Here is a 23,517-nt window from a genome sequence, read left to right on the forward strand (position 1 = left end):
GTGTGAGCGAGATCATACGTAGGCTCTGGAGGGCCACAGATAGCTCGGGAGAGAGGAGGCAGACGAGTCTCTAGCGTCGAGCCCGAAAAGCTCCCTAGCGCCCCCGGACGAGACAAGCCCCTGAGGGAGACCTAGGACGGAGGATGAGAAGATCGAGATCACACCGTACTCCGGAAGCTGTTCCCCCTAGTTTCGTTATCTTTGCCTACATATACAGATAGCATCTATCACGGAATACAAACCACATAAATATAACGGACGATGAAACGATGGCCTCTCACGCTGACCCTACTGCTCAGCCTAGCTCTACTCCCCCTCACGAGCTGTAAGTCCAAGTCCGGAGGCTCTGTCCTCCAGCAGAACTCCACCGGCAAGCCCGGGGAGCTCATGCTCGTGATGAACAAAGAGTACTTCGAGTCCCCCATGGGGCTTGCCCTCTACGACCTACTAGAGGATGATGCCCCTTCGCTTCCCCAGAGTGAACCCTCGCTACGTATCTCTCGTATCCCTACGCAGTCCTTCACGGGCTTCATGCAGCTGGTACGCAATGTCCTCATCGTAGATGTGGACGCCGAGCGCTACACCCAGACCGCTCTCAAGTACAGCTACGACGACTGGGCCAAGGGGCAGATCGTACTACGTATCACCTCCCCCTCCCCCGACTCGGTCATCAACTACACCAAGCGGGATGGTGAGGCGATCATGAACCTCTTCCTGCGCCACGAACTCTTCCTCTTCGGTGAGCTCCTCAGCAAGCAGTACAGCCAGCAGGCTCTGGAGAAGGCGGACAGCCTCTTCGGCTATCGGGTGAACGTCCCCGAGGATATCCGTAGTAGCAAGGTCGGCCAGGACTTCCTCTGGATGTCCAATGCCTCCATGCGTAGTCGCCACGACCTCCTCGTCTACAGCTATCCCTACCACTCCGACAAGGACATCAGCCTAGATGCCATCGTCGCCAAGCGAGACTCTGTACTGAGGATGAATATCTCGGGTGAGTTCGAGGGCTCCTACCCCTGCACGGAGCAGAACTATGGCCTCCTCTACCGCCGTGTACAGCTCGGAGACTCGAAGGCACGGGCAGAGGTCAGAGGACTATGGAAGATGACGGGCGGAGCGATGATGGGGGGCCCCTTCGTCTGCCAAGCCGTCGTCGATGAGCAGGCCGGCAAGGTCTACGTCGTCGAGGGCTTCGTCTACCGTCCCAACGAGGACAAGCTCCACCTCATACGCATGATGGAGGCTGCCCTCTATAGCTTCCGTCCTAGATCGGTCAAGGACTTCGACCCGAAGAGCATCCTCACGGCCAAGTTCACCAAGGGCTTCTAAGACGGCGACCTCAGATGGACGGACAACGGATACGTGTAGCCATCACACATGGCGACATCAACGGTATCGGCTATGAACTCATCCTCAAGATCTTCGAGGATGATCGCCTCTGCGAGCTCTGTACCCCTATCCTCTACGGCTCATCGCACGTAGCAGCCTTCTGGCGCAGTCAGCTAGGGCTCGAGCAAGTCTCCTGGCACACCATCACGAGCCCACAGGAGGCTAAGTCGGGTGTACTGAACCTCATCGACTGCACCCAGGGACGGGAGACCGTCTGTATGGGAGAGCCGAAGGAGGAGGCTGGCTACAGTGCCTTCATGGCACTAGAGCGGGCTGTGGCAGATATACGTAGCGGGCTATGCGATGTGCTCGTCACCGCCCCGATCAACAAGGCAGTGATGCCCCGCGAGGTCTTCCCCTTCAACGGACATACGAAGTATCTGGAGAGCGTAGGGGCAACGACCCCAGGAGAGTCCCTAATGGTACTCGCTGCAGGGGACTGCCGTGTAGCCCTCGCCACGGAGCATATCGCCCTACAGCAGGTCGCCTCGGCGCTGAGTGAGGAGCTTATCCTGAGGAAGCTACGCCTACTGGAGGCCGGACTGCAGCGGGACTTCGGCATCACGAAGCCTCGGCTAGCCGTCCTAGCCCTCAACCCCCACGCTGGGGACAAGGGGCTCATGGGTCGGGAGGAGGAGACGATCATCCAGCCAGCCATAGCCAAGGCCTTCGAGGCTGGGATCATCACCTTTGGCCCCTATGCCGCGGACGGCTTCTGGGGCAATGGTCGTATGGACTCCTTCGATGGGATCCTAGCCATGTACCACGATCAGGGTCTAGCTCCCTTCAAGGCTCTCTACATGGGTGAGGGGGTCAATGTCACCCTCGGCCTACAGTTCGTCCGCACCTCGCCCGACCACGGGACGGGATACGACATAGCAGGTAGGGGGATAGCCGATCCGACCTCGATGCGCGAAGCCATCTACTATGCACTAGACATCTATCGTGCCCGACGCCGGTATGACGAGGCTACACGCAATCCGCTACGTCGCTACTACCACAATCGTAGTCGGGACGATGAGAAGATCGATACCACCGAGGACTACTAACCCCGAGCCCCACGACTATATCCAGAGAGAAGCATGGCTCTTGACCTCTATACCGCCTCAGCAGGGTCGGGGAAGACCCACACACTGACCCGTGAATACCTACGACTAGCCCTATCGTCCGACGACCCGAATACCTTTAGACACATCCAGGCGGTGACCTTCACCAACAAGGCTACGGCGGAGATGAAGGAGCGTATCACCCAGGAGCTCTATGGCCTAGCCAAGAGCCCCGAGGACTCTCCTTTCTTCGCTGAGCTTAGCCAGGCTCTGCGCCTCGATGAGGGACAACTACAGCACCGAGCCCAGAGGGTACTCCATGCCCTACTGCTGGACTATACGAGCTTCAGAGTGCGCACGATCGACTCCTTCTTTCAGGAGGTCGTCCGCTCCTTTGCCTACGAGCTAGGAGTCACCGGGGGGCTACGCGTCCAGATCGAGAGCAGTACGCTCCTACACCAAGCCGTACTAGAGGTCTTAGCGGATCAGGATGTAGATAAGTCCGACCCGAGCAAGAGGCACCCAGACAACCCTATCGGAGCGTGGATCCAAGCCCTCGCAGAGGACAACCTCAGCTCCGGGAAGAGCTACCATATCGAGAAGAGCCTAGAGCACTTCGCCAAGCAGCTGGAGGTAGAGCCCGTGAAGCACCTCCGCCAAGAGGAGGGACTACCGAGTAAGGAGGCGATCGCTAACCTACAGCGAGCACTAAAGAAGATAATAGACGAGACTCGAGCAAAGGCCAAGCGCCTAGCGACCAATGCCCTCCAAGCCCTCCAGGCATCAGGTATCCCCCCCGAGGACCTCAAGGGCGGTAGCACGAGATCCCCCCTAGGGGCACTCAAGAGCTGTATCAAGGCCTCGGGCGAGATCTTCGAGAGTGCTAGCAAGGGGTTCTATTCCGACCGTGCGACCCTACAGAAGATATGCCAAGCAAGCGACCTAGAGGAACAGCTAGGACAGCTCCTAGCAAAAGATAAACTAGAGCGCTACAGAGCCCAACTAGAGCCCCAGCTCGCCTCTATCGTAGACAACGTGCGGGAGTTCGACAAGCTCTGTCGGGAGGAGGGACGGGTCTACATGACGGCTCTCGCCATCTATGGATACCTCGGTCGCTACGGACTGCTCATCGACATCGACAACAAGCTCCAGGAGCTGAAGCAGGAGCAGGGGACGATGCTCCTAGCTGATGCCCCTACCCTCATCTCGAGCCTCCTAGGAGATACAGAGGGGGATGCTCCCTTCCTCTATGAGAAGATAGGGACGAAGATCTACCACCATATGATCGACGAGTTCCAGGACACGAGCAGGCTACAGTATGCCAACTTTCGCCCTCTACTGCAGGAGTCCATGGACTCAGGCTACGACAGCCTCGTCGTGGGGGATGCCAAGCAGAGCATCTACCGCTTCCGCAACTCCGACAGTACCCTACTGACTAGTGCCGTCCCGAGGGACTTCGCTAAGTCCGTCCGGCAGACTAGCCTACAGGAGAACTGGCGTAGCGTACCTGAGATCATCGAGTTCAACAACCAGCTCTACCTGCGGATCATCCACCTCCTAGACCAAATCTTCTCCGATCGTATCGCTGGGCTCCCCCAGCTCGCCATAGCCTTAGAGGAGGACACCATCCCCACCACAGACGAGGGAGGGGAGTCCGCAGCGTCTACTCTCCCCTCAGGAGAGCCCCCCAAAAGACCTGCTCCCAGAGGGGAGGTGAAGGAATGCCTACAGAAGACCCTCCGAGAGCATCTGGAGGCCTATGCAGATGTAGTACAACAGGTGCCCGAGCAGAAGCGCGAGACTAAGGGACTCGTCGCCATCCACGAGTATACCCCCCAGGAGACGAAGGGTGGGCAGTCTAGGCAATCCCGTAGCGAGGAGGGCGATGAGGCGACCCAGCAGGGAGCCCTCGACCAGATCCCCCTCGTCCTAATAGATCTACAGAAGCGAGGCTACCGACCGATGGATATCGCGATCCTCGTACGTAGCAAGAAGACTGCGACCGACATCGCAGAGATCCTACAGGCCTACCCCCGAGAGAAGTGCGAGGGCTATTCCCTCAGCTTCATCTCTCAGGAGGCACTCCTCGTCAGCAATGCTGTCTCCACCCGCTTCATCATAGCCGCCCTCGCCTACATCAGCAGCAATGGAGACGGACTACAGCGAGCTCTCCTACAGGAGCTCTATAGCCAGCTGGCCGGGGGTACGGGCGGAGCGACTCCCCCGCCCCCCCTCAATGAGGAGACGCTCGCACAGCTACGGACCATCGGCCGAAGGGGTCCCTATGAGTCCGCCGAGGAGATCATCCACCTCTTCCACTCGATACTCCCCGATGAGGAGAGTGCCTACGTCGTGCACCTCCTAGATATGCTCTACACCTGGGAGACAGAGCAGTCTGCGGACATCCCCGGCTTCCTAGAGTACTGGAAGGAGATCGGCGCTGGGGAGCGTATCCTCACACCGACCAACGAGCAGGCCTGTAGCCTGATGACCATACACAAGTCTAAGGGACTAGGCTTCCCCGTCGTCCTCCTACCCGACCTAGGTTGGGAGCTAGACGCCTCTCCACAACTAGAGAACATCCTCTGGTGCGAGAGCCGAGGCAAGACAGCGAAGATTCCCATGGAGGGGATCGCTAAGCTCCCGATCAAGTATAGCAGCAGGCTCTACTATACCTTCTTCGCCCTCGAGTATCTCCAGGAGCAGATGAGCTACACCTTCGATGCGCTCAACCTCCTATACGTAGCTACCACCCGAGCCAAGGAGGAGCTACACCTCTGGATACCCAAGGCTGCAGAGGAGAAGGAGGGAAAGAAGGAGAAGAAAAGCAAAAAGGGGAAAGGCGATCAGGACGGAAAGGAGCAGGGGCAACCCGCAGACCTCCCCAAGGACATCAAGGGACTCCTCGCTACGAAGATCGATGGGAGCCCCCTATGGCAGAGGCTGCCCGCTGAGGTTATCACCGAGGAGCAGGGCAGCTCCCCCACGGGCTATCCTCAGCTTCCCCAGCGACAGACCAGCCCCTCTGGGACACAGGAGTCTCTCCTACGTATAGACTCCATCATCTCCCATCCCATCACGGATCGTATCTCTATCCTCCGTAAGGGGCTTGACTACTTCTCCGAAGAGCAACAGCTAAGGTATGGGCACACCATGCACCTCATCCTAGCCGAGATAGAGACCGCACAGGATATACAGGCAGCGACCGAGCGAGCGGTGACCGAGGGCTTGATCGCCCCAAGCGAAGAGGAGGAGGTACGACAGAGCCTACAGCGGATCGTCTCCGCCCCCGAGTGCGCCCGATGGTTCGATGGCTCCGGCATCGTCAAGACGGAGAGTGCCATCATCGGAGGTGGACTAGAGGGTAGTCGGCGCCCTGACCGTATCGTCTTCTATGGAGGTCAGGGAGGCGATAGAAGCCAGACTTCCGTAGAGATCATTGACTACAAGTTTGGGCACTTCGACAAGCGTTACTACAGCCAGATCCAGGGCTACCTATCCCTCCTACAGCGCATGGGCTATCGAGAGGTCAAGGGGTGGCTCTGCTACGTCACCAAGGATAAGGTCAAGGTCACTCAAGTCCCCCCGAGACCATCGCAGGGCTGAGCACGACACCAGCGACTACAAGGGGTAAGGTACGACATCAGTACCTTACCCCTTGTATTTATTTATACTTGGAGCGAAAGAGCGAGACCCACAAGAAGAAGGGAGTAAGGACAGGGAAGTAAAAAAGTAACGGAGCAGGCAGTGGGGAGAAATAGGATCGTAGCGTCACAAAGGAGGTGCCGTGAGGTATCCAATGAAAGTCATCCCGCGCTCACCCACGCATCTATCTTCCTCTCTATGAGACGCCTACCTTCGCCCAGATATCTAGACTTAATACATGCAAATAGGGGCTGTCTCCCGACAGCCCCTATTCATGTTAACCTTAAATCTAATACCATGAAAAACACACTACAAAGATACGGATAATTTTAATACCACCAAATTTTTGCAAAGAATAATCAAAAGTCTTTATGCTTCTCCCCGTACATACGGGGTTCTTCACGCCGTATCCCCCACCCTATCCCCCAGTAATACCGTATCTTTGCCACTGATAAGACCCCTATAGACGACTTTAGATGCAAGAGGATAGCTACTGGACACTTGCCCGAGAGGCAAGTGGTGAATACTCAGAGAAGCGAAGTAAGTTCTTGGCCTTTGCCTTCCCCGTCACGAGCGAAGAGGAGGCTCTTGCCCGTGTGCAGGAGCTCAGGGCAAAGTACTTCGATGCCCGACACGTATGCTGGGCCTACCGACTAGACCCGACTGGAGAGCGGACACGAAGCAATGATGATGGAGAGCCCTCGGGAACAGCGGGCAAGCCCATACTAGGGATCCTCATCTCCCAGGGACTGACCAATCTGATCGTCCTCGTCATACGTTACTTCGGTGGGGTAAAGCTCGGCACTAGCGGACTCATCGAGGCCTACCGAGAGGCGACACTAGCGGCACTGGAGGGTGCAGAGCGAAGGGAATGTATCCTAGAGCAAGAGTGTAATGTCCTCTTCGCCTACGACCTTATGGGGGTCGTGATGCGTCAGGTCAAGGAGCTCGGAGCGACGATCCTAGAGCAGGACTTTCGGGAGACGTGTCGCCTACGGCTCTCCATTCGCCTAGGGCGCTGGGAGGAACTAGAGGCTAGGCTGGGACGTATCTATGGCGTAGAGCTCCAGCTGTAGCTCACGTATGGTCTTTCCTAGTAAGGGGTGGTATAGATGAGGGGCGATCTCCGCCAGCGGATCAAGGACGAAGGCACGGCGGTGTAGGAGGGGATGTGGTAGAGTCAGTCTCTCGGTATCGAGGACGAGGCTATCGTAGAGCAGTAGATCGATGTCTATAGGGCGGTCTTGGTAATTACCGAGGCTGCTCTTTTGTTTTCTCCCCAGCTGTCGTTCTATCTGTTGAGTCCGGTCAAGCACTTGCTCTGGGGTAAGCTGGGTCGTGAGGCTGAGGGCTGCATTGAGGAAGGGATGAGGACTCTCGAAGCCCCAGGGAGCCGTCTCGTAGAATGAAGAGACGCTACCGATATGCCCGATGGACACACCGATAGCGTCTATAGCGCGGTAGAGGAGCACCTCTCGGTCCCCTTCGTTACTACCTAGTGCCAGATAGAGCTGGGGCATAGAGGAGCAAGCGGGTAGAAGCCGTAGGTTAGTCTACGATGAGCATGGCATCGCCATAGGCTCCGAAGCGGTACTTCTCCTTGAGAGCCACGGCATAGGCCTGCATGGTCTCCTCGTACCCTCCAAAGGCTGCCGTCATCATCAGTAGGATAGACTTGCTCATATGGAAGTTCGTCACCAGAGCGTTGGGGACGTTGAAGTCATAGGGAGGGAAGATGAAGCGACTCGTCCAGCCATCGAAGGCCTTGAGGTGTCGCTCCGTCCCAGCTGCGGTCTCCATAGCTCGTAGCACCGAGGTACCGACGGCACAGATGTTGCGCCCTGCGTCGCTCGCCTTATTGACGATAGTGCAGGCCTCCTCGGGGATGATGATCTGCTCGCTCTCCATCTTGTACTTCGTCAGATCCTCGACGTCGATGTCCCGGTAGTTACCTAGTCCATTGTGCACGGTGATGAAGGCCTTGTGGATGTCACGTATCTCCATACGTAGCAGGAGCTCACGGCTGAAGTGGAAGCTCGCTGCAGGCCCTACGACAGCCCCCTCGTGACGAGCGAAGAGGGACTGATAGCGGTGGGCATCCTCGCTATTGGGGCTACGATTGATGTACTTCGGTAGTGGAGTCTCGCCCATAGAGTAGAGCACACGGCGAAATTCCTCGGGAGTCCCATCATAGAGGAAGCGTAGGGTACGCCCTCGGGAGGTCGTATTGTCGATGACCTCCGCTACGAGCTCATCGTTCTTGCCGAAGTAGAGCTTGTTGCCGATGCGTATCTTACGGGCAGGGTCTACGACTACGTCCCAGAGCTTGAGGGCAGGGTTAAGCTCGCGTAGGAGGAAGACCTCGATCTGGGCTCCGGTCTTCTCCTTGTTGCCGTACATACGAGCGGGGAAGACCTTCGTATCGTTGAAGACAAAGACATCATCCTGCTGGAAGTAGTCGAGTACGTCCTTGAACTGTCGGTGCTCGATCTCCCCACTACCTCGGTGCAGGACGAGCATACGGGACTCGTCACGAAAGGTAGCAGGCTTCTTGGCGATCAGGCTATCTGGGATGTCGAGCTCGAAGTGACTCAGCTTAGTATCCTTCATTTCTATCTATCTTGTCTGGAGTAGTTATTCGTTTGTATCATCTAGTGGAGCGACGTGCTCGGCGAGGAAGTGACGTATATCCTCCACTCGGTAGCACTGCTCTAGGCTATAGTCCCCGACCCGTGTACGGCGAAGGTCGGTAAGGTGCCCCCCCGAGCCGAGAGCGAGGCCTATGTCTCGGGCTAGGGCTCGGATGTAGGTACCCTTGCTACAGACCACACGTATCTGGATCTGTGTGGGAGCGTAGGCTAGGAGCTCGATCTCGTCGATCGTGAGCTTCTTGGCCTTGAGCTCAAACTCTCGCCCCTTGCGGGCTAGCTTATAGGCTCGCTTCCCATCCACCTTCACTGCGGAGAAGGCAGGGGGCACCTGCTCGATCTCGCCGACGAACCCGAGGAGCTTCGTCCGGACGAGCTCCTCGGTGATATGCTCTGTCGGGAAGAAGGCATCAGGCTCACTCTCCATATCGTAGGTCGGCGTCGTCTGCCCGAGGCGAATATCAGCGATATACTCCTTACGCCCCGACTGGAGCTGCTCGATGAGCTTGGTATGCCGTCCCGTGCAGAGGATCATCACACCTGTGGCTAGGGGATCAAGCGTCCCGGCGTGACCGACCTTGAGCTTGCGAATGCCGAGGTAGCGACAAGCCTCGTACCTAAACTTATTGACTAGGCTAAAGGAGCTCCACCCGAGGGGCTTATCTAGGGCAATTGTAGCCCCAGCGATGAGGTCTAGCTGCTCCGGCATCTAGCTCAGCGAGATGTGTGCACCTGCGAGCAGGGCGATAGCGATCCCTACCGAGAGGGCAATACGATAGTAGCCGAAGTGGCGGAAGCCGTACTTGGCTACGAAGTCGATAAAGAACTTGATGGCGAGCAGGGCGACAACGAAGGCCACTACGTTGCCCACGAGCAGGGTCTGCCAGTTGTCACGGAAGATCTCCACCCCGAGCTCCTTATAGAGCTTGTACCCCTTGAGCAGGGTCGCACCGAACATCGTCGGCACAGCGAGGAAGAAGGAGAACTCAGCGGCCTGCCTACGACTCAGCCCCTGCTGCATCCCCCCGAAGATCGTCGCCATCGAGCGGGAAACTCCAGGGATCATCGCTAGGCACTGGAAGAGACCGATGACGAAGGCATTGCGTACCGTCACACGACGCTCCTCTCTAGTACCGAAGAGGCGGTCAAAGTACACCATGAGGATCCCCCCGAGGAACAGCATCCCTAGGACAACCCAAGTGTTCCCCAGGAGCATATCGATCTGGTCACTCAGCAGAGCACCGAAGATAGCCGCTGGGATACAGCCCACGATCATCAGCCCATACAAGCGCCAGCCCCCGAGACTCGTCGTCTCATCGGGCTTCATCCCCAGCATAGGGAAGGGGAGGAAGCGGCGGAAGTAATAGGCTACCACGGAGAGGATAGCGCCGAACTGGATCATCACCGTGAAGGCCTTGAGATAGGGCGTGCTCTGCATGCCCAATATGCCCTCCGTGAGGATCATATGACCAGTCGAGGAGACGGGGAGGAACTCCGTCAGTCCCTCGACGATCGCTAGGATGATGCTCTCGAGGATGGTCATTCCTTAGCCTCCTTCTCCGTGCTCTTATCCCCGCCTCCATGGACGAGAATAGCATAGACCATCAGGATGAAGCCCGAGAGGCATACGATCGGCGCTAGGACGATACGACGGCTACTGAAGATATCGGGACTGAAGGCTCGTGGGTCCTCGCTCTGCCCACCAGACATCAGGACGAAGCCCACGATAATCAGCAGGGCAGAGATGCCCATTAGGATGTAGTTCTTTTTATTATAAAGCATGATGTAATGATGCTGTATGTGTAAGCGTGACGAAGTGCTCCCCTCGGACTAGATGAGGTGGATCTTGCCCTCATCCATGTGGATGTACTTGCGAGTAGCCCTCCAGGAGGAGACGAAGCTCACCGAGACCCCGACGAGGGGGATCATGAGGATCACCCCGACCAAGGGGACAACGGGACTGTAGGCTAGGAGGTCGAAGCCGAAGCCCCTATAGATACCATAGATCCCGCCCCCCAGTAGAGCTAGGGCAACTAGAGCCCCGAGGAAGCCGTCTAGCATCGCCCGCACCACGAAGGGCCGGCCAATGAAGCCAGCCGTAGCTCCGATGAGTGAGAGGGTACGGATACGCATCCGCTGGGAGTAGATGACGAGCCCCGTGGCGGTATTGATCTGCAGGAAGCTCACTAGGAGGTTGAGCACGAGGATACACCAGAGTACCATACGTATCGTCTGGAGGTTCGCTGCTGCCGAGGCCCACTGTCCCTCCTGGTCGTTCAGCTCCTCGGCCGTACGGAGCAGGGGGCTCTGCCGTGCGATCAAGCGTAGGCTATCGGGGTGGGTATAGGCTGCGTGCAGATGTACCTTGGCAAGCGGGGGAAGGGGGTTGTAGCCAAGCACCTTCGTAGGATCTTCGCCCAGGATATCGGTGAGGCTACGGGCAGCACTATCGGAGGAGATGAGCTCGACCTGACGTACATAGGGTAGTGCACGGAGCTGTGCTACTGCTTCCTCTGCGGTAAGCTCTCCCTCGCGTGGGAGCTCCACGGTGAAGGAGACACGCTCACGCACCTCCCCACTCAGCCCTTGCTCCAGAGCGTAGACCAGCCCCAGAGCCCCGAGCATGAAGAGCGAGACAGTGATACTGACGAAGCTCAAGAGACGCGAGTAGCGGAGCGTCGTAGACTGTTTTGTATTGGGCGCACCCATTATTCCTTAGGATATATCAGCTCGTCCATCGCCCTTACACTGATCAGCTAAAATAGCAACCATACGGACAGACCATGGACAATTTGCACGCAAAGATAGATATAATCACACAAATGAGCCTTCCCCTAGCCCATACACCTCAGAGCCAACGCATAATCTCGCTCGCACTCCTGCCTTTGGATCTTCGGGGGTATCATTTTAGATCCCAGGGAGCCTTAGCCTATCCCTAAAGATCCTAGGCATTACCCCCAAAGGGATAGACATACAAGCAAGCCCTACAGAGAAGATACTTAGAGCGCACTTGTGTACACGCGTGTATACTGTTGTGTACACGTGGGTATACAGTAGTGTACACACGTGTACACTCATCCCTCCTAGGTAGGAGGTATACGCTGGGGATCTCTACACCTAGGATACGGGTACTTCTATCTTCGGCGTATGCTCCCCCACGACCTTGCCCTCGCACTAAGGTGATTTCATGCATCAGCCCTGCCCACCACCCTTCTCCTCGTAGAGGCAATCGTCGGAATAAAAAGCGACAGCCAGCGGACTAACGTCCACGGGCTGTAGGATTCAACAAGCCTTATATCCAGGGGTAATAAAGCCCAAATACCAGCTATCAATCCGAGGGAAAAGGTGTGCCACTACTCATTCCTGCGTGGTAGGTATCAAAACCATTTAATAGGGCTGTGCAACTTGTTTTGCCTTATACAGTCGTTATACCATTCATCATAGTCGATCGGACTTAGGGCGCTAATCCCCTTCAACCAATACCGTTCACCATAGGCTCCGAGCATAGCCCAATGGTACTCTGTCTCATGACTTATACATAGGGCGTCCTCATAATTTTGGGGCTTTTGGTAGTATCGCTTCTTTAGGATCTCGTCCACCTCTTTGGTCGTTTTATGCGCATACTCCACTAGTATACATCTGATTATAAACAACCAGGTATTATAATACACACCGACCTTATCCCCTGTCTTATTGTCCGAAAACACCAATAACTCATCCATAAATATTATTGCATATCTATATATCGGTTTGTACTTCTTTCTTAGCCATCAATAATAGCCCAGCTCGAGGACTTCCAAGAGAAGCCCCTATCATTCCGCAAAGATACGGTCGAGAGCACAATTATCCCGAGGAAGATCTCGAGGAAGATAAGCATTCGATCAATGAAGCTCCAGACACAAGTAATCAAGGCAATAAAGGAGGCATACCACTACTCTAGTGCTCGGGCAAGGATGCAGCCCTTGGGCGACGACCCGGGCGATAGGGGGATCAGGGAGCTGGGGCAGTGGGGAGCTAGAAGCGGGGATAGTGGGATGGTTCGGCCAATATTCAGCTCAACTATTAGCCCACCCCAAGCAGGCTAAAACGAACATAGTATCATCGTCGGAGCGGTCTCGGTAAGAAGGCTCTCGTCACCTATGTAAGGTGATGGAGACGCTCATACCGAGAGCGCAGTCACGCTCTCGGTATGAACGTCTCAGCCCGATCGGAACGCCTGACACAGAGCTATCTAGCTAGAGAAACTCCCCCACCCTCCTACCTCGGGGTGAACGATACCACAAAGTGGGGAGTACGACGTAGCGAGAAGGGTGTAGGGTAGAGGGAGAGAGAAGCGACTCGAAGGGGCGGAGAGGGAAAAAGGAAAAGGTCGTACCCCGTCCCAGAGGGACTGAGGGTACGACCTCAGAGAAGAAGTTCTTCTATCGAAGGGGGCTTACTTCAGAGGGATTACCTTATAGATAGAGACAGGGGACTCGAGGATGTCCTTGACGACGGACTCTAGTTCAGCCTTGCCACCGTATTCATCGTTGGGATCCCAAGCCGTACGGCCAGCGAGGAAGTCGTTGAAGTACGCAGTCCAGTCAGGGTACTTGGCCTGAGCTAGAGCGAGGAGTTCCTTCTGGTAGGCTTCGACCTCAGCCTGAGTGAGGTAGCCTACACGGAGACCAGCCCAGGAGATATTCACGGCACGAGCTAAGTCCCAAGCCTTGTGTTCGGACTCCTGAGTCTTGAGCTTCTCGAGCTGAGCCTTGAGCTCATCTGCATTAGTGACGCTCCAGTCCTTCCTGAGCATACCAGTTACATTAGAGGCAGTCTCCTCTTCGTAGGGGTTGATGAAGAGCTGCTTGTAGCCCTCGATCTGCTCCACACCGCCGCTCTTGATATGACTATCTACGGCTTGTACCCCACCATAGCCACGGTAGAAGTAGACCCCACCGAGGAGGGTTGGGCGCAGGGCATCGTATTCGGCATTATTCTGGCCGTTGGACGAGGAGGATGAGGAGCCTCCGCAGGAGGCGAGACCTACTACTGCGAGCAGAGCGAGGAGTACGGTCTTGAGTACGTTCTTTCTCATGTTGTCATTATTTTGGATGAGACTTGAATGCACCTCTAGGACGATCCTATATTGGTGAGGTGCACCACAAAGATAAGTATATATATATATATGCATATCATTATCACCAGATCCTCAGAAATATTGCCTCTTCGGCATCTCACGGGCTCCTATAGAGGGACGGTGTGCGCTGTAGGAGGGGAGGGAGAGGCCGTACCCCTCCACCTAGACACTACATACCTCGGGTAGGACGAGGGGCAGAGGAGGAATGCCTAGTCACAAAGAGCGAGAGGTCACACCCCGTCCCACAGGACTCGGGGTGCGACCTCTCGGAGGGATCGTAGGGGGACAGCCTTCGTGCGAAGGCGGAGGGACTACCTTAGAGGGATAACCTTATAGATGGAGACAGGGGAGCCGAGGAGGTCTCTGACAGTCGCCTCAAGCTCAGCCTGGCCACCATACTCATTCTCGGGATCCCAAGCGATACGACCATCGAGGAAGTCTTGGAAGTACGTAGCCCAGTCGGAGTACTTAGCCTGAGCGAGGGAGAGGATCTCCCTCTGATAGGACTCGGCATCAGGCAGGGAGATGAAGCCAGCACGGACACTAGCCCACGAGACATGTACAGCACGGGCGAAGTCCCAAGCCTTGTGCTCGGACTCCTGGGTCTTGAGCTTGGAGAGCATCGCCTGGAGCGAAGCGACGTCGGTGATACGCCAGTCATGCCGTAGCATAGCGAGCACACTGCCGACACGCTCTCCCTCGAAGGGATCGATGAAGAAGTAGGAGTAGCCCTCAATCAATCCTTTGCCATAGCGCTTGACGAGCCGATCGACCTCCTCTACCCCTCCGTACCCACGATAGTAGTAGACCCCAGCGAGCAGAGTGGGGTGCAGGGCATCGCATGTAGCCTGAGGGTGATCGCTGCTGGTGGAGTCATCGCTGGAGCTGAAGCCGAACGAACGGAGTACGTCCTGGAATATGTTCTTTCCCATATCGATACTTAGTAGTTGTGTGAGACATGTGTGCCCCCCTTCGGGGTAATCCGATACCGGTGGGGCACTCCACAAAGATACGGATATGTCATCTACCTCATCCCTCCCCTGACGTAGGTATCTCTAGCTCTCTTCCCCGCCCATGAGTCTCCATAGACAGTAATGGCAGATGGAGCAGAGGGGCGAAAAGGAGCAGAGGCGACCCCCATCTCTAGGGATCGCCTCTGGCTAGTCGTGTATGATCTCGTAGGAGGTGGACTACATCTTCTCTGCTTGGTCTGCCTTCTTAGCGCTGTCCTTGCAGCAGGACCCCTTAGCACCGTCCTTCTTGTCACACTTGGCGCCGTCCTTCTTGTCGCACTTGGCACCATCCTTGCAGCAGGACTTCTTAGCGCCGTCCTTCTTGTCGCACTTAGCACCATCCTTGCAGCAGGACTTCTTGGCGCCGTCCTTCTTGTCGCACTTGGCACCGTCCATCTTGTCGCACTTAGCGGCTTCCTTGGACTGAGCGTTCTTGCAGGTCTTCTTGCCGTCCTTCTCACAGGCCGAGCCAGCCTTGCAGTCACAGCTCTTAGCACCAGGGCTACAGCAGGTCTTCGCGGGTTCCTTCTTCTGAGGTGTCTGGGCGGATACACTGACGCCAAGCGCAAAGGCGCAGGCACAAGCCAAAATAAACTTCTTCATTATCGTCTCAAAGTTAATAGGTGAAACAAATCTGCTCACTGGGATCACAATCCCGCGACAAAGGTAATGAAATAGCAAGGAAAGTGTACACAAGCCCCCACAAATACGTATATTTGTCCTTATAAACGCTACATAGCATCTACGTCCACGATAATATTCATCCTAAGAGCAATGATCCAGCATCCACTCCCCCCCTTCGCTCATGGTCAAGCGCTCAAGCAAGCCTATCGGCTACTGCAGAGCCACAAGGGACTCTACGGACTCTCGGTACTCATCTTCGTCCTCATCCTACTGAGCGTCTATGGGTTCTATTTCGCCCAAGGGCAGCTAGCGAGTGCCCCCGCCCCTACGACAGCGCCATGGCTCAGCCTCGGCCTCTTATCCGCCCCCACCCTCCTATATGCCTATCTAATACTCGTCCTACAGATACGTGTGCTACACATCACAGCCCGAGGGGGCGAGGAGAGCGTACAGATGAGTGCCTACCGGGTAGCTCTACGCAAGTTCCTCCCCCTACTACTCCTAGGCCTGCTCCTAGGGCTCGCCTGTAGTCTAGGGCTCGTGCTCTTCATCGTGCCAGGGCTCTATCTAGTGCTGCGGCTCGCATTCCTCCCCCAGGTCTACATCGAGCAGGGAGGCCTACGGCGATCCGTCAAGGAAGCTTGGCGACTCACCGACGGGCACTTCTACCCCCTCCTACTCCTACTAGTCATCCAGCTGGCACTATCCCTGCTCGGAGGGATAGCCCTAGGGCTCGGTGTGATCATTACGCTCCCTCTAGGGATGCTCTACCACACACTCTTCTACCGCTATCTACAGGGTGTACCTAGCGAAGAGATCCATGAGGCGATTAGCTAAGGGGCGTAGGCTCCCTCGGCTAGAGGGACTCACCCGTCGGCTGAAGCGCTCGAAGCGCCTCATCATCAATCGCCGTGGGGATGGGGTGCACTCGCCCTATGCCTTTCACTTGATCTCTAGGGTCATCCGCAACCGCCGCCCCTACTACTGCTTCGCCGAGCTGAGGGAGGAGCTCGGACGCCATACTCGGGAGCTGGCACGAGCCGAGCGCCCACGTCCGATACGTAGCTCACGCACACTAGAGCTGATCTTTCGTATCGCGCACGAGGAGCAGGCTCAGCGTGTCCTCCTCATCTCTGGAGAACAGACGATGGTCCCCCTATACCTCGTCCGTACGGGCTATGTAGAGGTACTACACCAGGTGGAGGCCTCAGGGGCAACCGCCCTGAGTGGAGACTATGACCTCATCCTACTAGAGCGTCTCCCCTCCGAGGCTACGACCTTAGTGGAGCTAGGCGCTCTCCTCAGTGGCTACCAGAGTAGCCCCAAGCGTACGACCATACTCATCAATACCCGCTCCCGCACGGCCAAGCGACTAGCGACGACCCTCCGCCTACAGACGAGGCCTCAGCTCAGCCTAGACCTCCTAGATCTGGAGCTATGGGTACTCGACCCCCGACTGACGCCCTGTCGCTACAAGGCTGTCTACTGAGCCTCTCCGCTCCAGCCCCCATGAGGAGATAGGACATAGATAAGGAGCAGTATGAGACTAAAAGGCGATAAGGATCCCAAGGGGGGGAGGTAAGACGATACCACCCGACACATCGAAGCCCCCGCAGCATATCTATCCAAGACATGCTGTGGGGGCTTCCTTCTTCTAGGCCATCTCTGGCCCTGCGCGACCTACTAGAGGTAGATTAGCTCCACGAAGAGCTCTTCGCCGACCTCATCGAAGTGGAGCTTACCCTCCTTGGCGAGCCAGCCAAGGGCGGCATAGAGCTCCTTGTCCGTGCGTAGCTTCGTGGCTTTCTTCAGTGCTTTGACGTCCATCTTGCCTAGCTTGTCTAGGGCATTCCAGATGAGACCAGCGTTCGTTCCTATTGTCTCGATCATAGCGTTTTAGGGGTTAATAAGTGTGGGATTTAATTACCGTTGACTCTAGCAATTGCTCATCAGAGCCTCTGCTAAGGTACGCATTTTGAGCGAATAGGTTACTTATTCATCCTCTTGATGAAGCTATAGGCTTCGTAGAGCCCTAGCTCACCCGCCTTGCTCAGGTCCCGCACGCCATCGGCGACCCTACCACGAGAGAGGTAGAGCAGGCCCCTATTGTAGTAGCCCTCGGCGAAGGCTGGATTAAGCTCGATGGCTCTCGTATAGTCTAGCAGTGCCTTATCCTCCTCCCCCGATCGGGCATAGAGATTGCCCCTATTGTAGTAGGCGTAGGCGAACTGTGGATCTAGCTCGATGGCTCGATTGAGATCCAGTAGGGCGGGTTGCTCGCTCAGACGTGGTGTCCGAGGAAGGGCAGGTGTCGTGGCTGTGGGAGCCGTGGGGAGCGCCTTACCCCCCGTGGCTGCCGAGCGGATGATAGCACGCTCCTGCTGCGAGTGCTCCTCGGGGATACGTCCCTGCTCGGCCTCGGAGCGACGCATCGTAGCCGTAGCACGTGCGAAGAAGGCTAGGGGTGAGGCTGGATCCAAGCTGATCGCACGAGAGAAGTCTAGGATGGCTTGGTCTAGGTCCTGCAAGAGGGCGTAGTCGATCCCACGACGCAGGTAGAGCGAGGCTGTCTCCGCAGTCTCCCGAGAGAGGCGAGCGATATCCTGCTCTAGTGCCTTGATCTGATCCGAGGACAGAGCCAGCGTGCGCTCCTGCAGTAGGATACGGGGGGTGCGCTTGTCTCGCTGTAGCTGCTGGGCATTGTAGCGATCCAAGAGAGGAGAGTAGTAGATGCGGGTCTGGTTGCCGTCCTTATCGACCTCGGTGAAGTAGGAGAGGGTGATATTGGACTTGGGTAGCGCTTGCGTCTCCCTATCCTGCACCCGTCCACGCACCTGGCTGGTGTACTTGGGCTTCTCAGTCTCTGCTCGTGGCGCTGTCTCGACGAGCATGTTGTACTTCTCTATGGCCTCATCCTCCTTGCTGCGAGTATCCCGCTCCTTGGTCTTGTCTCTGGAGGTCTTAGCAGCTGAACTTCGATACTGCTTGCTGTTCTGCAGGTCGAAGACGTGGAGCTGATCCCGTCCAGCGCCCTTGACATCGCCGAGCATACGCTTGACCTCGGCACGGGCGAGGAAGCCCTCACCGAAGATCGGGTACTGCTCCAGCACAGCATTGAGATCCTGCAGGGCTGCACGAGGGTTCCCGAGACGCATGTGCAGTAGGGCACGGTTGTAGCGGGCGATATAGTTCTTGGGGGATAGGCGGATGACCTCATCCCAGTCGGAGATAGCAGGGCTGTACTCACCGACCTGCGAGCGCAGGAGGGCACGGTTGTTGCGGGCTGGAATATTAGAGGGCTCGAGCTTGATGGCCTCCGAGTAGTCCTGCATGGCTCCACGTAGGTCATTCTGATGATAGCGCATGATGGCACGATTGACATAGAGGCTGGCATTGCCCCCCTCTATCCCGATCACCTGATCGATCGCCTTCATGGCCGTAGCATAGTCCCGACGGTCAGCAGCTACCTGAGCACGTAGCAGAAGGGCTGGGGTGTAGAGGCTGTCACGCTTCAGGAGCTCCTCCACCTGACGTAGTGCCTGCACCGTATCCTTACGCTCGAGAGCCGTCTGAGCGAGTAGGCGGTAGGCATCCTTGTTACGAGGGGAGAAGCGCAGCAGCTCATGTGCCGTGCTATCGACAGCTGCATACTGCTTGGCCTCGAGCTGGGCGATGGCGAGGTTGTAGCGTAGCCCCACGTCCGAGGGGGATAGGCTCAGCCCCTGTCGGAAGTCTCCGATGGCGGCCTCGTACTCCTTCTGAGAGAAGCGCGCGATACCACGCACGAGGTAAGCCTTGCTCAGGAAGGGATTACGCTCCAGCGCCAGCGTAGCATCGGCCTCTGCTCCACGATAGTCCTCGAGGTTAATCTTCGCTACCGAGCGATAGAAATAGGGCTCTGCCATCCAAGGGCGAAGACCTATCACTTGGTTGAAGTACCCCATAGAGACGATATAGTCGTTGAAGTAAATAGCGTTTCGCCCGATAGAGAGCACCTGGTGGACATCTATCTGCGCATGCGCCAGTGGCGCACCGAGCGTAAGGGCAAGGATCAGGAGCTGAAGCTTCCTCAGGGAGCTTTTTACCATCTACTATATCGTTATGAGGCCGTGTCTACAGTGTTATATAGGATGAACGGCGTAGCTACGCCGGGTAGTGTATCCTAGCGACGCTTCTGTGGTGCAGTCACGACACGATAGTGTGCCGAGACCTTACCCTTGGCGAGGTTTGTGAGCTTGCCCTTGATGAGTTGCTTACGGATAGTAGCGATCTGATCGATGAAGAGTATCCCCTCGATATGGTCGTACTCGTGCTGGATGACACGTGCTGCAAAGCCCGAATAAGTCTCCCGATGAGGCTGGAAGTCCGCATCGAGATATTCGATGGTGATGGTCGAGGGGCGTGTGACCCGCTCATTGATCCCGGGGATGCTTAGGCAGCCTTCGTTCTCGGAGAGCGTCTCCTCGCTCCGCTCGATGATACGAGCATTGATGAAGGTCTGCTTCAGCCCCGCACACTCGGGGAAGTCCTCCTTCATCGGGTCAGCATCGATCACGAAGAGGCGAATAGCTCGCCCGATCTGAGGTGCCGCAAGCCCGATACCCTCAGAGAAGTACATCGTCTCCCACATATCGGCGATGAGCTGCTGGAGCCCCTCGTACTCAGGGGTGATGTCCTGCCCCATCTCTCGGAGGACAGGATGGCCGTAGATATAAATAGGTAGCTTCATAGGGTGTATAATTTCCTTTTGGAGTAATAAATGATTTGGATCTAGCCAGGTAGATGGATTGGGCCAAGCCCCTTCTTAGCCTCCAGATAGCTCTGCAGGATGATGACGGCACTGACTTCGTCCACGAGCCCCTTGTCCGTCTCTCTCCGTCGCCGACCAATGCCAGCCTCACGGATCGTCCTCTGGGCAAGGGTGGAGGTGAAGCGCTCGTCCTGATACTCGATAGCCATCGAGGGCAAGGCATTCTGAAGCCGTCCCACGAAGGGGCGGATATACTTCATCGAGGCAGACTCCTGGCTATTCATCTGCCTTGGGTAGCCAATGATAATGCGCTCGACCTCCTCACGCTGCACATAGTCCAGCACGAAGTCTAGAAGCTGATGCGTCGGGATCGTCCCCAGTCCACCGGGGATGATCTGTAGGGGATCAGTGACGGCGACACCGCACCGCTTCTGTCCATAGTCTATAGCTAAGAGTCTACCCATAAGTCACGGGCAAAGATACGCAATTCGTCCCTCTCCTCCCTTAGCACTAGGGCTAAGGCATGAAAACTGTAGAGGTCGAGGACAAAGTAGTCCCAGAGCATGCTCCTCGGCAGGAGCACACATACTGTATAGAAACATCTCTACCCGAGGGGTATCCTCACCCAGGGTATACCTACTACCTAAGGGGCAAAAGTGTACACGTGTGTACACTGTAGTATACCCGCCTGTACACAACAGTGTACACACGTGTACACACCTTCGCTCTAAGTATGTCCTCTCCCACCCTACTCACTCTTCCCCCACCCGACGGATAGCGAGGGAGAACGGCCCCATACAGGTGTATAGAGAGGACAGGCACAGAGGATATTTGCAAGCAATAGTATTTTATATGTATCTTCGCACCGCGTTAGCCCAGAGTATCCCTAACTCTACAGAGCTAAGGCAAAGACCCAAAGGAGAGATGGCAGAGTGGTCGATTGTGGCGGTCTCGAAAGCCGTTGAGCTGCAAGGCTCCGGGGGTTCGAATCCCTCTCTCTCCGCAAAAGAGGCTTCAAAATGACTGCAAAATGGTTGTCAGAGAAGCCTTCAAAACAAGAGTAAATCGTTGTAGGCATGGTCTTACAACGATTTTTCTTTGTACGCAGTCCATAGACCTGACGGCTTACCCCTAGGGCCTAATTGTCATCAATCGGTCAAATTCTGCTATACAAGTCTTATCCCTGCCTTGCTCACAGACGGTCAAGATCCTAATGAAAGCGAGACGCACCGAGCACCTGCGTTACTTGCTCAGCCGTCCGCAGAAGTAGAGTAACTATTGGCTAGCCTACAAGATGAGCCTCCGAAGAGGCTATAACATCACAGAGATTGTCCTATGGTACGACTACGTAGATATATTCATAAGGCTTGGTCGAGATATGCACAACGCTCACTACGTTTGCCCCGAAGACTTACAGCAAGCCCACTACGAGATTATCCCAAGGTTGCGAGCCCGGCAAGAGCGAGAACAAGAGGAGCACAAACGAAAGAAGGCACGGAGGGTGAAACACGATTCTAAAAACTCAAAGCTCTATTCTTTGGGATTACACCTTCACTGATGGGATCATCCAAATCCGAGTGCTGGAGAGCGTGTAGGAGTATATAGAGGAAGGACAAGCTCTACACCATTGCGTATTCACTAATGAGTACCACCTCAAGGAGAAGAGCCTTATTCTATCGGCAAGTATTGACGGCAAGCCGATAGAGACCATCGAGCTATCCTCGGAAACGATGAAGGTCATTCAGTGCCGTGGCTTGATGAATCAAGACACCGAGTACCACGAGCGCATCATCGAACTCGTGCATCAGAATATGAAACAGATACAAAGCCGTGTAGCCTAAAGAGCCACTTGCACATAAAAAGCCCCGAAGCGGTGTTATCGCTTCAGGGCTTCCTTTATTTTCTCTTGATATATGAGAGCTACTAGGGAAAGATTCTGTGCAAAAACTAGGGTAAACGAATCTATCTAGATAAGTTTGAGTAAAGCCTCTCTTAGATGGGATGAGCATTGGCTTGCTTCTCAAAGCACATTGCAGCATCAATCAAGCTTAAGATCTTACGTATTGGAACAACCGTGACCGTATCATAATCTTCCGCACCTCGAATGATCATACCGATACAGCTACCTTTATCACTAAACACTGGGGCTCCGCTTAACCCAGCCCATTCCTCTCGTTTAACGGGCTTTGGATAACTCATCACATAATATCTGTCACGGTCTAATTCCTTAAATTGTAGGTCTATATGTATTGCTGCTTTTCTCTGAATACACATAGTCCTAACAATTTCATTCTGTACAAGACCTGTAACTAAGCAAAAATCATCTTTTGACAATGGTATTGGATCCTCCATTAGAATCAGGATTTTCTCACCCTCCTCGACCAAGATCTCACCTCCTACTTCTAATCTTGGAGAAAGAATCTTCATCGGTATGCTATTCTCTTCAAACACTTTAAAAGAGATATCTACCAAATCAGGAAAATCAGAAAAATTAGGATCATTCAGATCGAACGAAGTAAAATCACAAAAGCCGGTTATAGGAATTAACGCTGTCGAGAGGTTTTCAGAATCGACCTGTTCTGTCATAATGCAAACAGTATTCTCTGCAGGGGTTCTTTCACCTTTTTCAAAGTCCTCACTATGTGTATTGTGATCTGCAGTGACAAAGATATATCGACCACGATACAAGAGAAAAAATCCACTCCCAAATCCCTGGGGATTCGAACAAGTCTTATCCTCTCTCTTGAAAAACATTAATGGCAAAGTGGCACGCCAAGATAGTTCAAATACAGTCTTCATAAAGACAAAGGTAGGCTTTTTTGGGGGGGATTATATCCATTTCATACAGAAGGAGCCTTATTCAGCCTTCTTATGATTGAAAGAAAAAGTCTGCTGTTGCACCTTGCCGAAGTTGTCTTCGATATAGGCATCTATCGTTTGGCGGTCTGCCGACTACGAGCTGTAGTACAAGCGAAACTCCTCCTTCTCTAAGGGATAGCAGATTAGGCTTGAGTGCTGCTCCTTTATCCAACCTCAGCATCCCCTTACCCTCGCTTTGGAAGTAGCGAAGGGTATAGCGGGCTCCAGCAAAGCGACCCGCTCGTTTGAGAGAGTATCTTATCTCGGCAACTTCCTCTCCATAACGGTCTTTCTGGACTAGCATCGTCTCCAGCGTGAAGTCATAAGCCTACTGCACCTCCAGTTCCCGATCACAAGCAGGGAGACAAAGGCTCACTATGGTAAGTAGCCCCATAGCTCACAGCGTATTCACAAGTTTTCTTTCCAT

The 23,517-nt window shown here is 55.1% G+C and carries 23 protein-coding genes, 1 tRNA gene and 1 pseudogene; 10 read left to right on the top strand and 15 right to left on the bottom strand.

What is annotated here, in order from left to right:
- Positions 1–261: 261 nt before the first annotated feature.
- From QZ170_RS04920 to QZ170_RS04935, 4 genes are all read left to right on the top strand, one after another.
- On the top strand, positions 262–1,326 hold the full coding sequence (locus QZ170_RS04920) for a DUF4837 family protein (protein WP_297177997.1): 1,065 nt from the start codon (positions 262–264) through the stop codon (positions 1,324–1,326).
- A gap of 14 nt (positions 1,327–1,340) precedes the next feature.
- Positions 1,341–2,435: a 4-hydroxythreonine-4-phosphate dehydrogenase PdxA gene (pdxA, locus tag QZ170_RS04925; protein ID WP_297178000.1), complete on the top strand. Its 1,095-nt coding sequence runs from the start codon at positions 1,341–1,343 to the stop codon at positions 2,433–2,435.
- Positions 2,436–2,468: 33 nt separating this feature from the next.
- Positions 2,469–6,038 (top strand): UvrD-helicase domain-containing protein, encoded by a 3,570-nt coding sequence (locus QZ170_RS04930; protein ID WP_297178003.1) that lies wholly within the window; start codon positions 2,469–2,471, stop codon positions 6,036–6,038.
- 515 nt (positions 6,039–6,553) lie between these two features.
- A complete protein-coding gene (locus QZ170_RS04935; RefSeq protein WP_297178005.1) occupies positions 6,554–7,153 on the top strand; it encodes a YigZ family protein in 600 nt (199 codons plus the stop codon).
- On the opposite strand, the gene folK is transcribed toward QZ170_RS04935, so the two are convergent.
- Genes folK through QZ170_RS04965 form a run of 6 tightly spaced genes read right to left on the bottom strand, consistent with a single transcriptional unit; the run spans position 7,106 to position 11,434 of the window.
- Positions 7,106–7,597 carry a 2-amino-4-hydroxy-6-hydroxymethyldihydropteridine diphosphokinase gene (gene folK, locus QZ170_RS04940; RefSeq protein ID WP_297178008.1) on the bottom strand — a complete coding sequence of 164 codons (492 nt, stop codon included), beginning with the start codon at positions 7,595–7,597 and terminating at the stop codon, positions 7,106–7,108. The two genes, QZ170_RS04935 and folK, sit on opposite strands and share 48 nt — an antisense overlap.
- A gap of 28 nt (positions 7,598–7,625) precedes the next feature.
- Positions 7,626–8,687 (bottom strand): tRNA preQ1(34) S-adenosylmethionine ribosyltransferase-isomerase QueA, encoded by a 1,062-nt coding sequence (queA, locus tag QZ170_RS04945; RefSeq protein ID WP_297178011.1) that lies wholly within the window; start codon positions 8,685–8,687, stop codon positions 7,626–7,628.
- Positions 8,688–8,711: 24 nt separating this feature from the next.
- Positions 8,712–9,434, bottom strand: a complete 723-nt coding sequence (truB, locus tag QZ170_RS04950; RefSeq protein ID WP_297178014.1) for a tRNA pseudouridine(55) synthase TruB — start codon at positions 9,432–9,434, stop codon at positions 8,712–8,714.
- Positions 9,435–10,268 carry an undecaprenyl-diphosphatase UppP gene (gene uppP, locus QZ170_RS04955; RefSeq protein WP_297178017.1) on the bottom strand — a complete coding sequence of 278 codons (834 nt, stop codon included), beginning with the start codon at positions 10,266–10,268 and terminating at the stop codon, positions 9,435–9,437.
- Entirely contained in the window at positions 10,265–10,507 is a 243-nt protein-coding gene (locus tag QZ170_RS04960) for a DUF3098 domain-containing protein (protein ID WP_297178020.1), read from the bottom strand. The genes uppP and QZ170_RS04960 overlap by 4 nt, the downstream gene beginning before the upstream one ends.
- A gap of 48 nt (positions 10,508–10,555) precedes the next feature.
- Positions 10,556–11,434 carry a permease-like cell division protein FtsX gene (locus QZ170_RS04965; RefSeq protein ID WP_297178023.1) on the bottom strand — a complete coding sequence of 293 codons (879 nt, stop codon included), beginning with the start codon at positions 11,432–11,434 and terminating at the stop codon, positions 10,556–10,558.
- A 1,175-nt stretch (positions 11,435–12,609) separates the two neighbouring features.
- Between QZ170_RS04965 and QZ170_RS04970 the strand changes: the two genes are divergently transcribed.
- Entirely contained in the window at positions 12,610–12,810 is a 201-nt protein-coding gene (locus tag QZ170_RS04970; protein WP_297178026.1) for a hypothetical protein, read from the top strand.
- Between the two features lie 350 nt (positions 12,811–13,160).
- Here QZ170_RS04970 and QZ170_RS04975 read toward each other — a convergent pair whose 3' ends face one another.
- The 3 genes from QZ170_RS04975 to QZ170_RS04985 all read right to left on the bottom strand — a co-directional run bounded on the left by QZ170_RS04975 (position 13,161) and on the right by QZ170_RS04985 (position 15,460).
- On the bottom strand, positions 13,161–13,802 hold the full coding sequence (locus QZ170_RS04975) for a DUF1266 domain-containing protein (RefSeq protein WP_297178029.1): 642 nt from the start codon (positions 13,800–13,802) through the stop codon (positions 13,161–13,163).
- 353 nt (positions 13,803–14,155) lie between these two features.
- Positions 14,156–14,776, bottom strand: a complete 621-nt coding sequence (locus QZ170_RS04980) for a DUF1266 domain-containing protein (RefSeq protein ID WP_297178032.1) — start codon at positions 14,774–14,776, stop codon at positions 14,156–14,158.
- 258 nt (positions 14,777–15,034) lie between these two features.
- Positions 15,035–15,460, bottom strand: coding sequence for a hypothetical protein (locus tag QZ170_RS04985; protein ID WP_297178034.1), 426 nt, complete (start codon positions 15,458–15,460; stop codon positions 15,035–15,037).
- 171 nt (positions 15,461–15,631) lie between these two features.
- On the opposite strand from QZ170_RS04985, the gene QZ170_RS04990 reads away from it, so the two are divergent.
- Both QZ170_RS04990 and QZ170_RS04995 read left to right on the top strand, forming a co-directional pair.
- Positions 15,632–16,318: a hypothetical protein gene (locus QZ170_RS04990; RefSeq protein ID WP_297178037.1), complete on the top strand. Its 687-nt coding sequence runs from the start codon at positions 15,632–15,634 to the stop codon at positions 16,316–16,318.
- Positions 16,302–16,970: a hypothetical protein gene (locus QZ170_RS04995; RefSeq protein ID WP_297178039.1), complete on the top strand. Its 669-nt coding sequence runs from the start codon at positions 16,302–16,304 to the stop codon at positions 16,968–16,970. The genes QZ170_RS04990 and QZ170_RS04995 overlap by 17 nt, the downstream gene beginning before the upstream one ends.
- A gap of 194 nt (positions 16,971–17,164) precedes the next feature.
- On the opposite strand, the gene QZ170_RS05000 is transcribed toward QZ170_RS04995, so the two are convergent.
- The 4 genes from QZ170_RS05000 to ruvX all read right to left on the bottom strand — a co-directional run bounded on the left by QZ170_RS05000 (position 17,165) and on the right by ruvX (position 20,695).
- Positions 17,165–17,371, bottom strand: a complete 207-nt coding sequence (locus QZ170_RS05000) for a winged helix-turn-helix domain-containing protein (RefSeq protein WP_297178042.1) — start codon at positions 17,369–17,371, stop codon at positions 17,165–17,167.
- A gap of 98 nt (positions 17,372–17,469) precedes the next feature.
- Positions 17,470–19,569: a tetratricopeptide repeat protein gene (locus tag QZ170_RS05005; protein WP_297178045.1), complete on the bottom strand. Its 2,100-nt coding sequence runs from the start codon at positions 19,567–19,569 to the stop codon at positions 17,470–17,472.
- Between the two features lie 74 nt (positions 19,570–19,643).
- Positions 19,644–20,210, bottom strand: coding sequence for a peptide deformylase (gene def / locus QZ170_RS05010; RefSeq protein WP_297178048.1), 567 nt, complete (start codon positions 20,208–20,210; stop codon positions 19,644–19,646).
- A gap of 41 nt (positions 20,211–20,251) precedes the next feature.
- Positions 20,252–20,695: a Holliday junction resolvase RuvX gene (ruvX, locus tag QZ170_RS05015; RefSeq protein ID WP_297178052.1), complete on the bottom strand. Its 444-nt coding sequence runs from the start codon at positions 20,693–20,695 to the stop codon at positions 20,252–20,254.
- Between the two features lie 454 nt (positions 20,696–21,149).
- Here ruvX and QZ170_RS05020 point away from each other — a divergent pair.
- From QZ170_RS05020 to QZ170_RS05030, 3 genes are all read left to right on the top strand, one after another.
- A tRNA-Ser gene (locus QZ170_RS05020) sits at positions 21,150–21,234 on the top strand.
- 375 nt (positions 21,235–21,609) lie between these two features.
- A complete protein-coding gene (locus tag QZ170_RS05025; protein WP_297178072.1) occupies positions 21,610–21,789 on the top strand; it encodes a PcfJ domain-containing protein in 180 nt (59 codons plus the stop codon).
- Positions 21,790–21,832: 43 nt separating this feature from the next.
- Positions 21,833–22,072 (top strand): PcfJ domain-containing protein, encoded by a 240-nt coding sequence (locus QZ170_RS05030; RefSeq protein ID WP_297178075.1) that lies wholly within the window; start codon positions 21,833–21,835, stop codon positions 22,070–22,072.
- Between the two features lie 151 nt (positions 22,073–22,223).
- Here QZ170_RS05030 and QZ170_RS05035 read toward each other — a convergent pair whose 3' ends face one another.
- Both QZ170_RS05035 and QZ170_RS05040 read right to left on the bottom strand, forming a co-directional pair.
- Positions 22,224–23,030 (bottom strand): hypothetical protein, encoded by an 807-nt coding sequence (locus tag QZ170_RS05035; protein WP_297178055.1) that lies wholly within the window; start codon positions 23,028–23,030, stop codon positions 22,224–22,226.
- 57 nt (positions 23,031–23,087) lie between these two features.
- Positions 23,088–23,484 (bottom strand): annotated as a pseudogene (locus QZ170_RS05040) (DUF3872 domain-containing protein).
- Positions 23,485–23,517: the final 33 nt, after the last annotated feature.

Source organism: uncultured Porphyromonas sp. (genome assembly GCF_905372525.1).
Classification (GTDB): Bacteria; Bacteroidota; Bacteroidia; order Bacteroidales; family Porphyromonadaceae; genus Porphyromonas.

Bases quoted from the DNA above. Each gene is read 5' to 3' on its own strand.
- QZ170_RS05000 (WP_297178042.1), bottom strand. From the start codon at position 17,371: ATGATCGAGACAATAGGAACGAACGCTGGTCTCATCTGGAATGCCCTA.
- QZ170_RS04930 (WP_297178003.1), top strand. From the start codon at position 2,469: ATGGCTCTTGACCTCTATACCGCCTCAGCAGGGTCGGGGAAGACCCAC.
- QZ170_RS04960 (WP_297178020.1), bottom strand. From the start codon at position 10,507: ATGCTTTATAATAAAAAGAACTACATCCTAATGGGCATCTCTGCCCTG.
- QZ170_RS04975 (WP_297178029.1), bottom strand. From the start codon at position 13,802: ATGAGAAAGAACGTACTCAAGACCGTACTCCTCGCTCTGCTCGCAGTA.
- QZ170_RS05035 (WP_297178055.1), bottom strand. From the start codon at position 23,030: ATGAAGACTGTATTTGAACTATCTTGGCGTGCCACTTTGCCATTAATG.
- def (WP_297178048.1), bottom strand. From the start codon at position 20,210: ATGAAGCTACCTATTTATATCTACGGCCATCCTGTCCTCCGAGAGATG.
- folK (WP_297178008.1), bottom strand. From the start codon at position 7,597: ATGCCCCAGCTCTATCTGGCACTAGGTAGTAACGAAGGGGACCGAGAG.
- QZ170_RS04970 (WP_297178026.1), top strand. From the start codon at position 12,610: ATGAAGCTCCAGACACAAGTAATCAAGGCAATAAAGGAGGCATACCAC.
- QZ170_RS04990 (WP_297178037.1), top strand. From the start codon at position 15,632: ATGATCCAGCATCCACTCCCCCCCTTCGCTCATGGTCAAGCGCTCAAG.
- QZ170_RS05025 (WP_297178072.1), top strand. From the start codon at position 21,610: ATGCACAACGCTCACTACGTTTGCCCCGAAGACTTACAGCAAGCCCAC.
- QZ170_RS04920 (WP_297177997.1), top strand. From the start codon at position 262: ATGAAACGATGGCCTCTCACGCTGACCCTACTGCTCAGCCTAGCTCTA.
- pdxA (WP_297178000.1), top strand. From the start codon at position 1,341: ATGGACGGACAACGGATACGTGTAGCCATCACACATGGCGACATCAAC.
- ruvX (WP_297178052.1), bottom strand. From the start codon at position 20,695: ATGGGTAGACTCTTAGCTATAGACTATGGACAGAAGCGGTGCGGTGTC.
- QZ170_RS04995 (WP_297178039.1), top strand. From the start codon at position 16,302: ATGAGGCGATTAGCTAAGGGGCGTAGGCTCCCTCGGCTAGAGGGACTC.
- truB (WP_297178014.1), bottom strand. From the start codon at position 9,434: ATGCCGGAGCAGCTAGACCTCATCGCTGGGGCTACAATTGCCCTAGAT.
- queA (WP_297178011.1), bottom strand. From the start codon at position 8,687: ATGAAGGATACTAAGCTGAGTCACTTCGAGCTCGACATCCCAGATAGC.
- uppP (WP_297178017.1), bottom strand. From the start codon at position 10,268: ATGACCATCCTCGAGAGCATCATCCTAGCGATCGTCGAGGGACTGACG.
- QZ170_RS05005 (WP_297178045.1), bottom strand. From the start codon at position 19,569: ATGGTAAAAAGCTCCCTGAGGAAGCTTCAGCTCCTGATCCTTGCCCTT.
- QZ170_RS04965 (WP_297178023.1), bottom strand. From the start codon at position 11,434: ATGGGTGCGCCCAATACAAAACAGTCTACGACGCTCCGCTACTCGCGT.
- QZ170_RS04935 (WP_297178005.1), top strand. From the start codon at position 6,554: ATGCAAGAGGATAGCTACTGGACACTTGCCCGAGAGGCAAGTGGTGAA.
- QZ170_RS04980 (WP_297178032.1), bottom strand. From the start codon at position 14,776: ATGGGAAAGAACATATTCCAGGACGTACTCCGTTCGTTCGGCTTCAGC.
- QZ170_RS04985 (WP_297178034.1), bottom strand. From the start codon at position 15,460: ATGAAGAAGTTTATTTTGGCTTGTGCCTGCGCCTTTGCGCTTGGCGTC.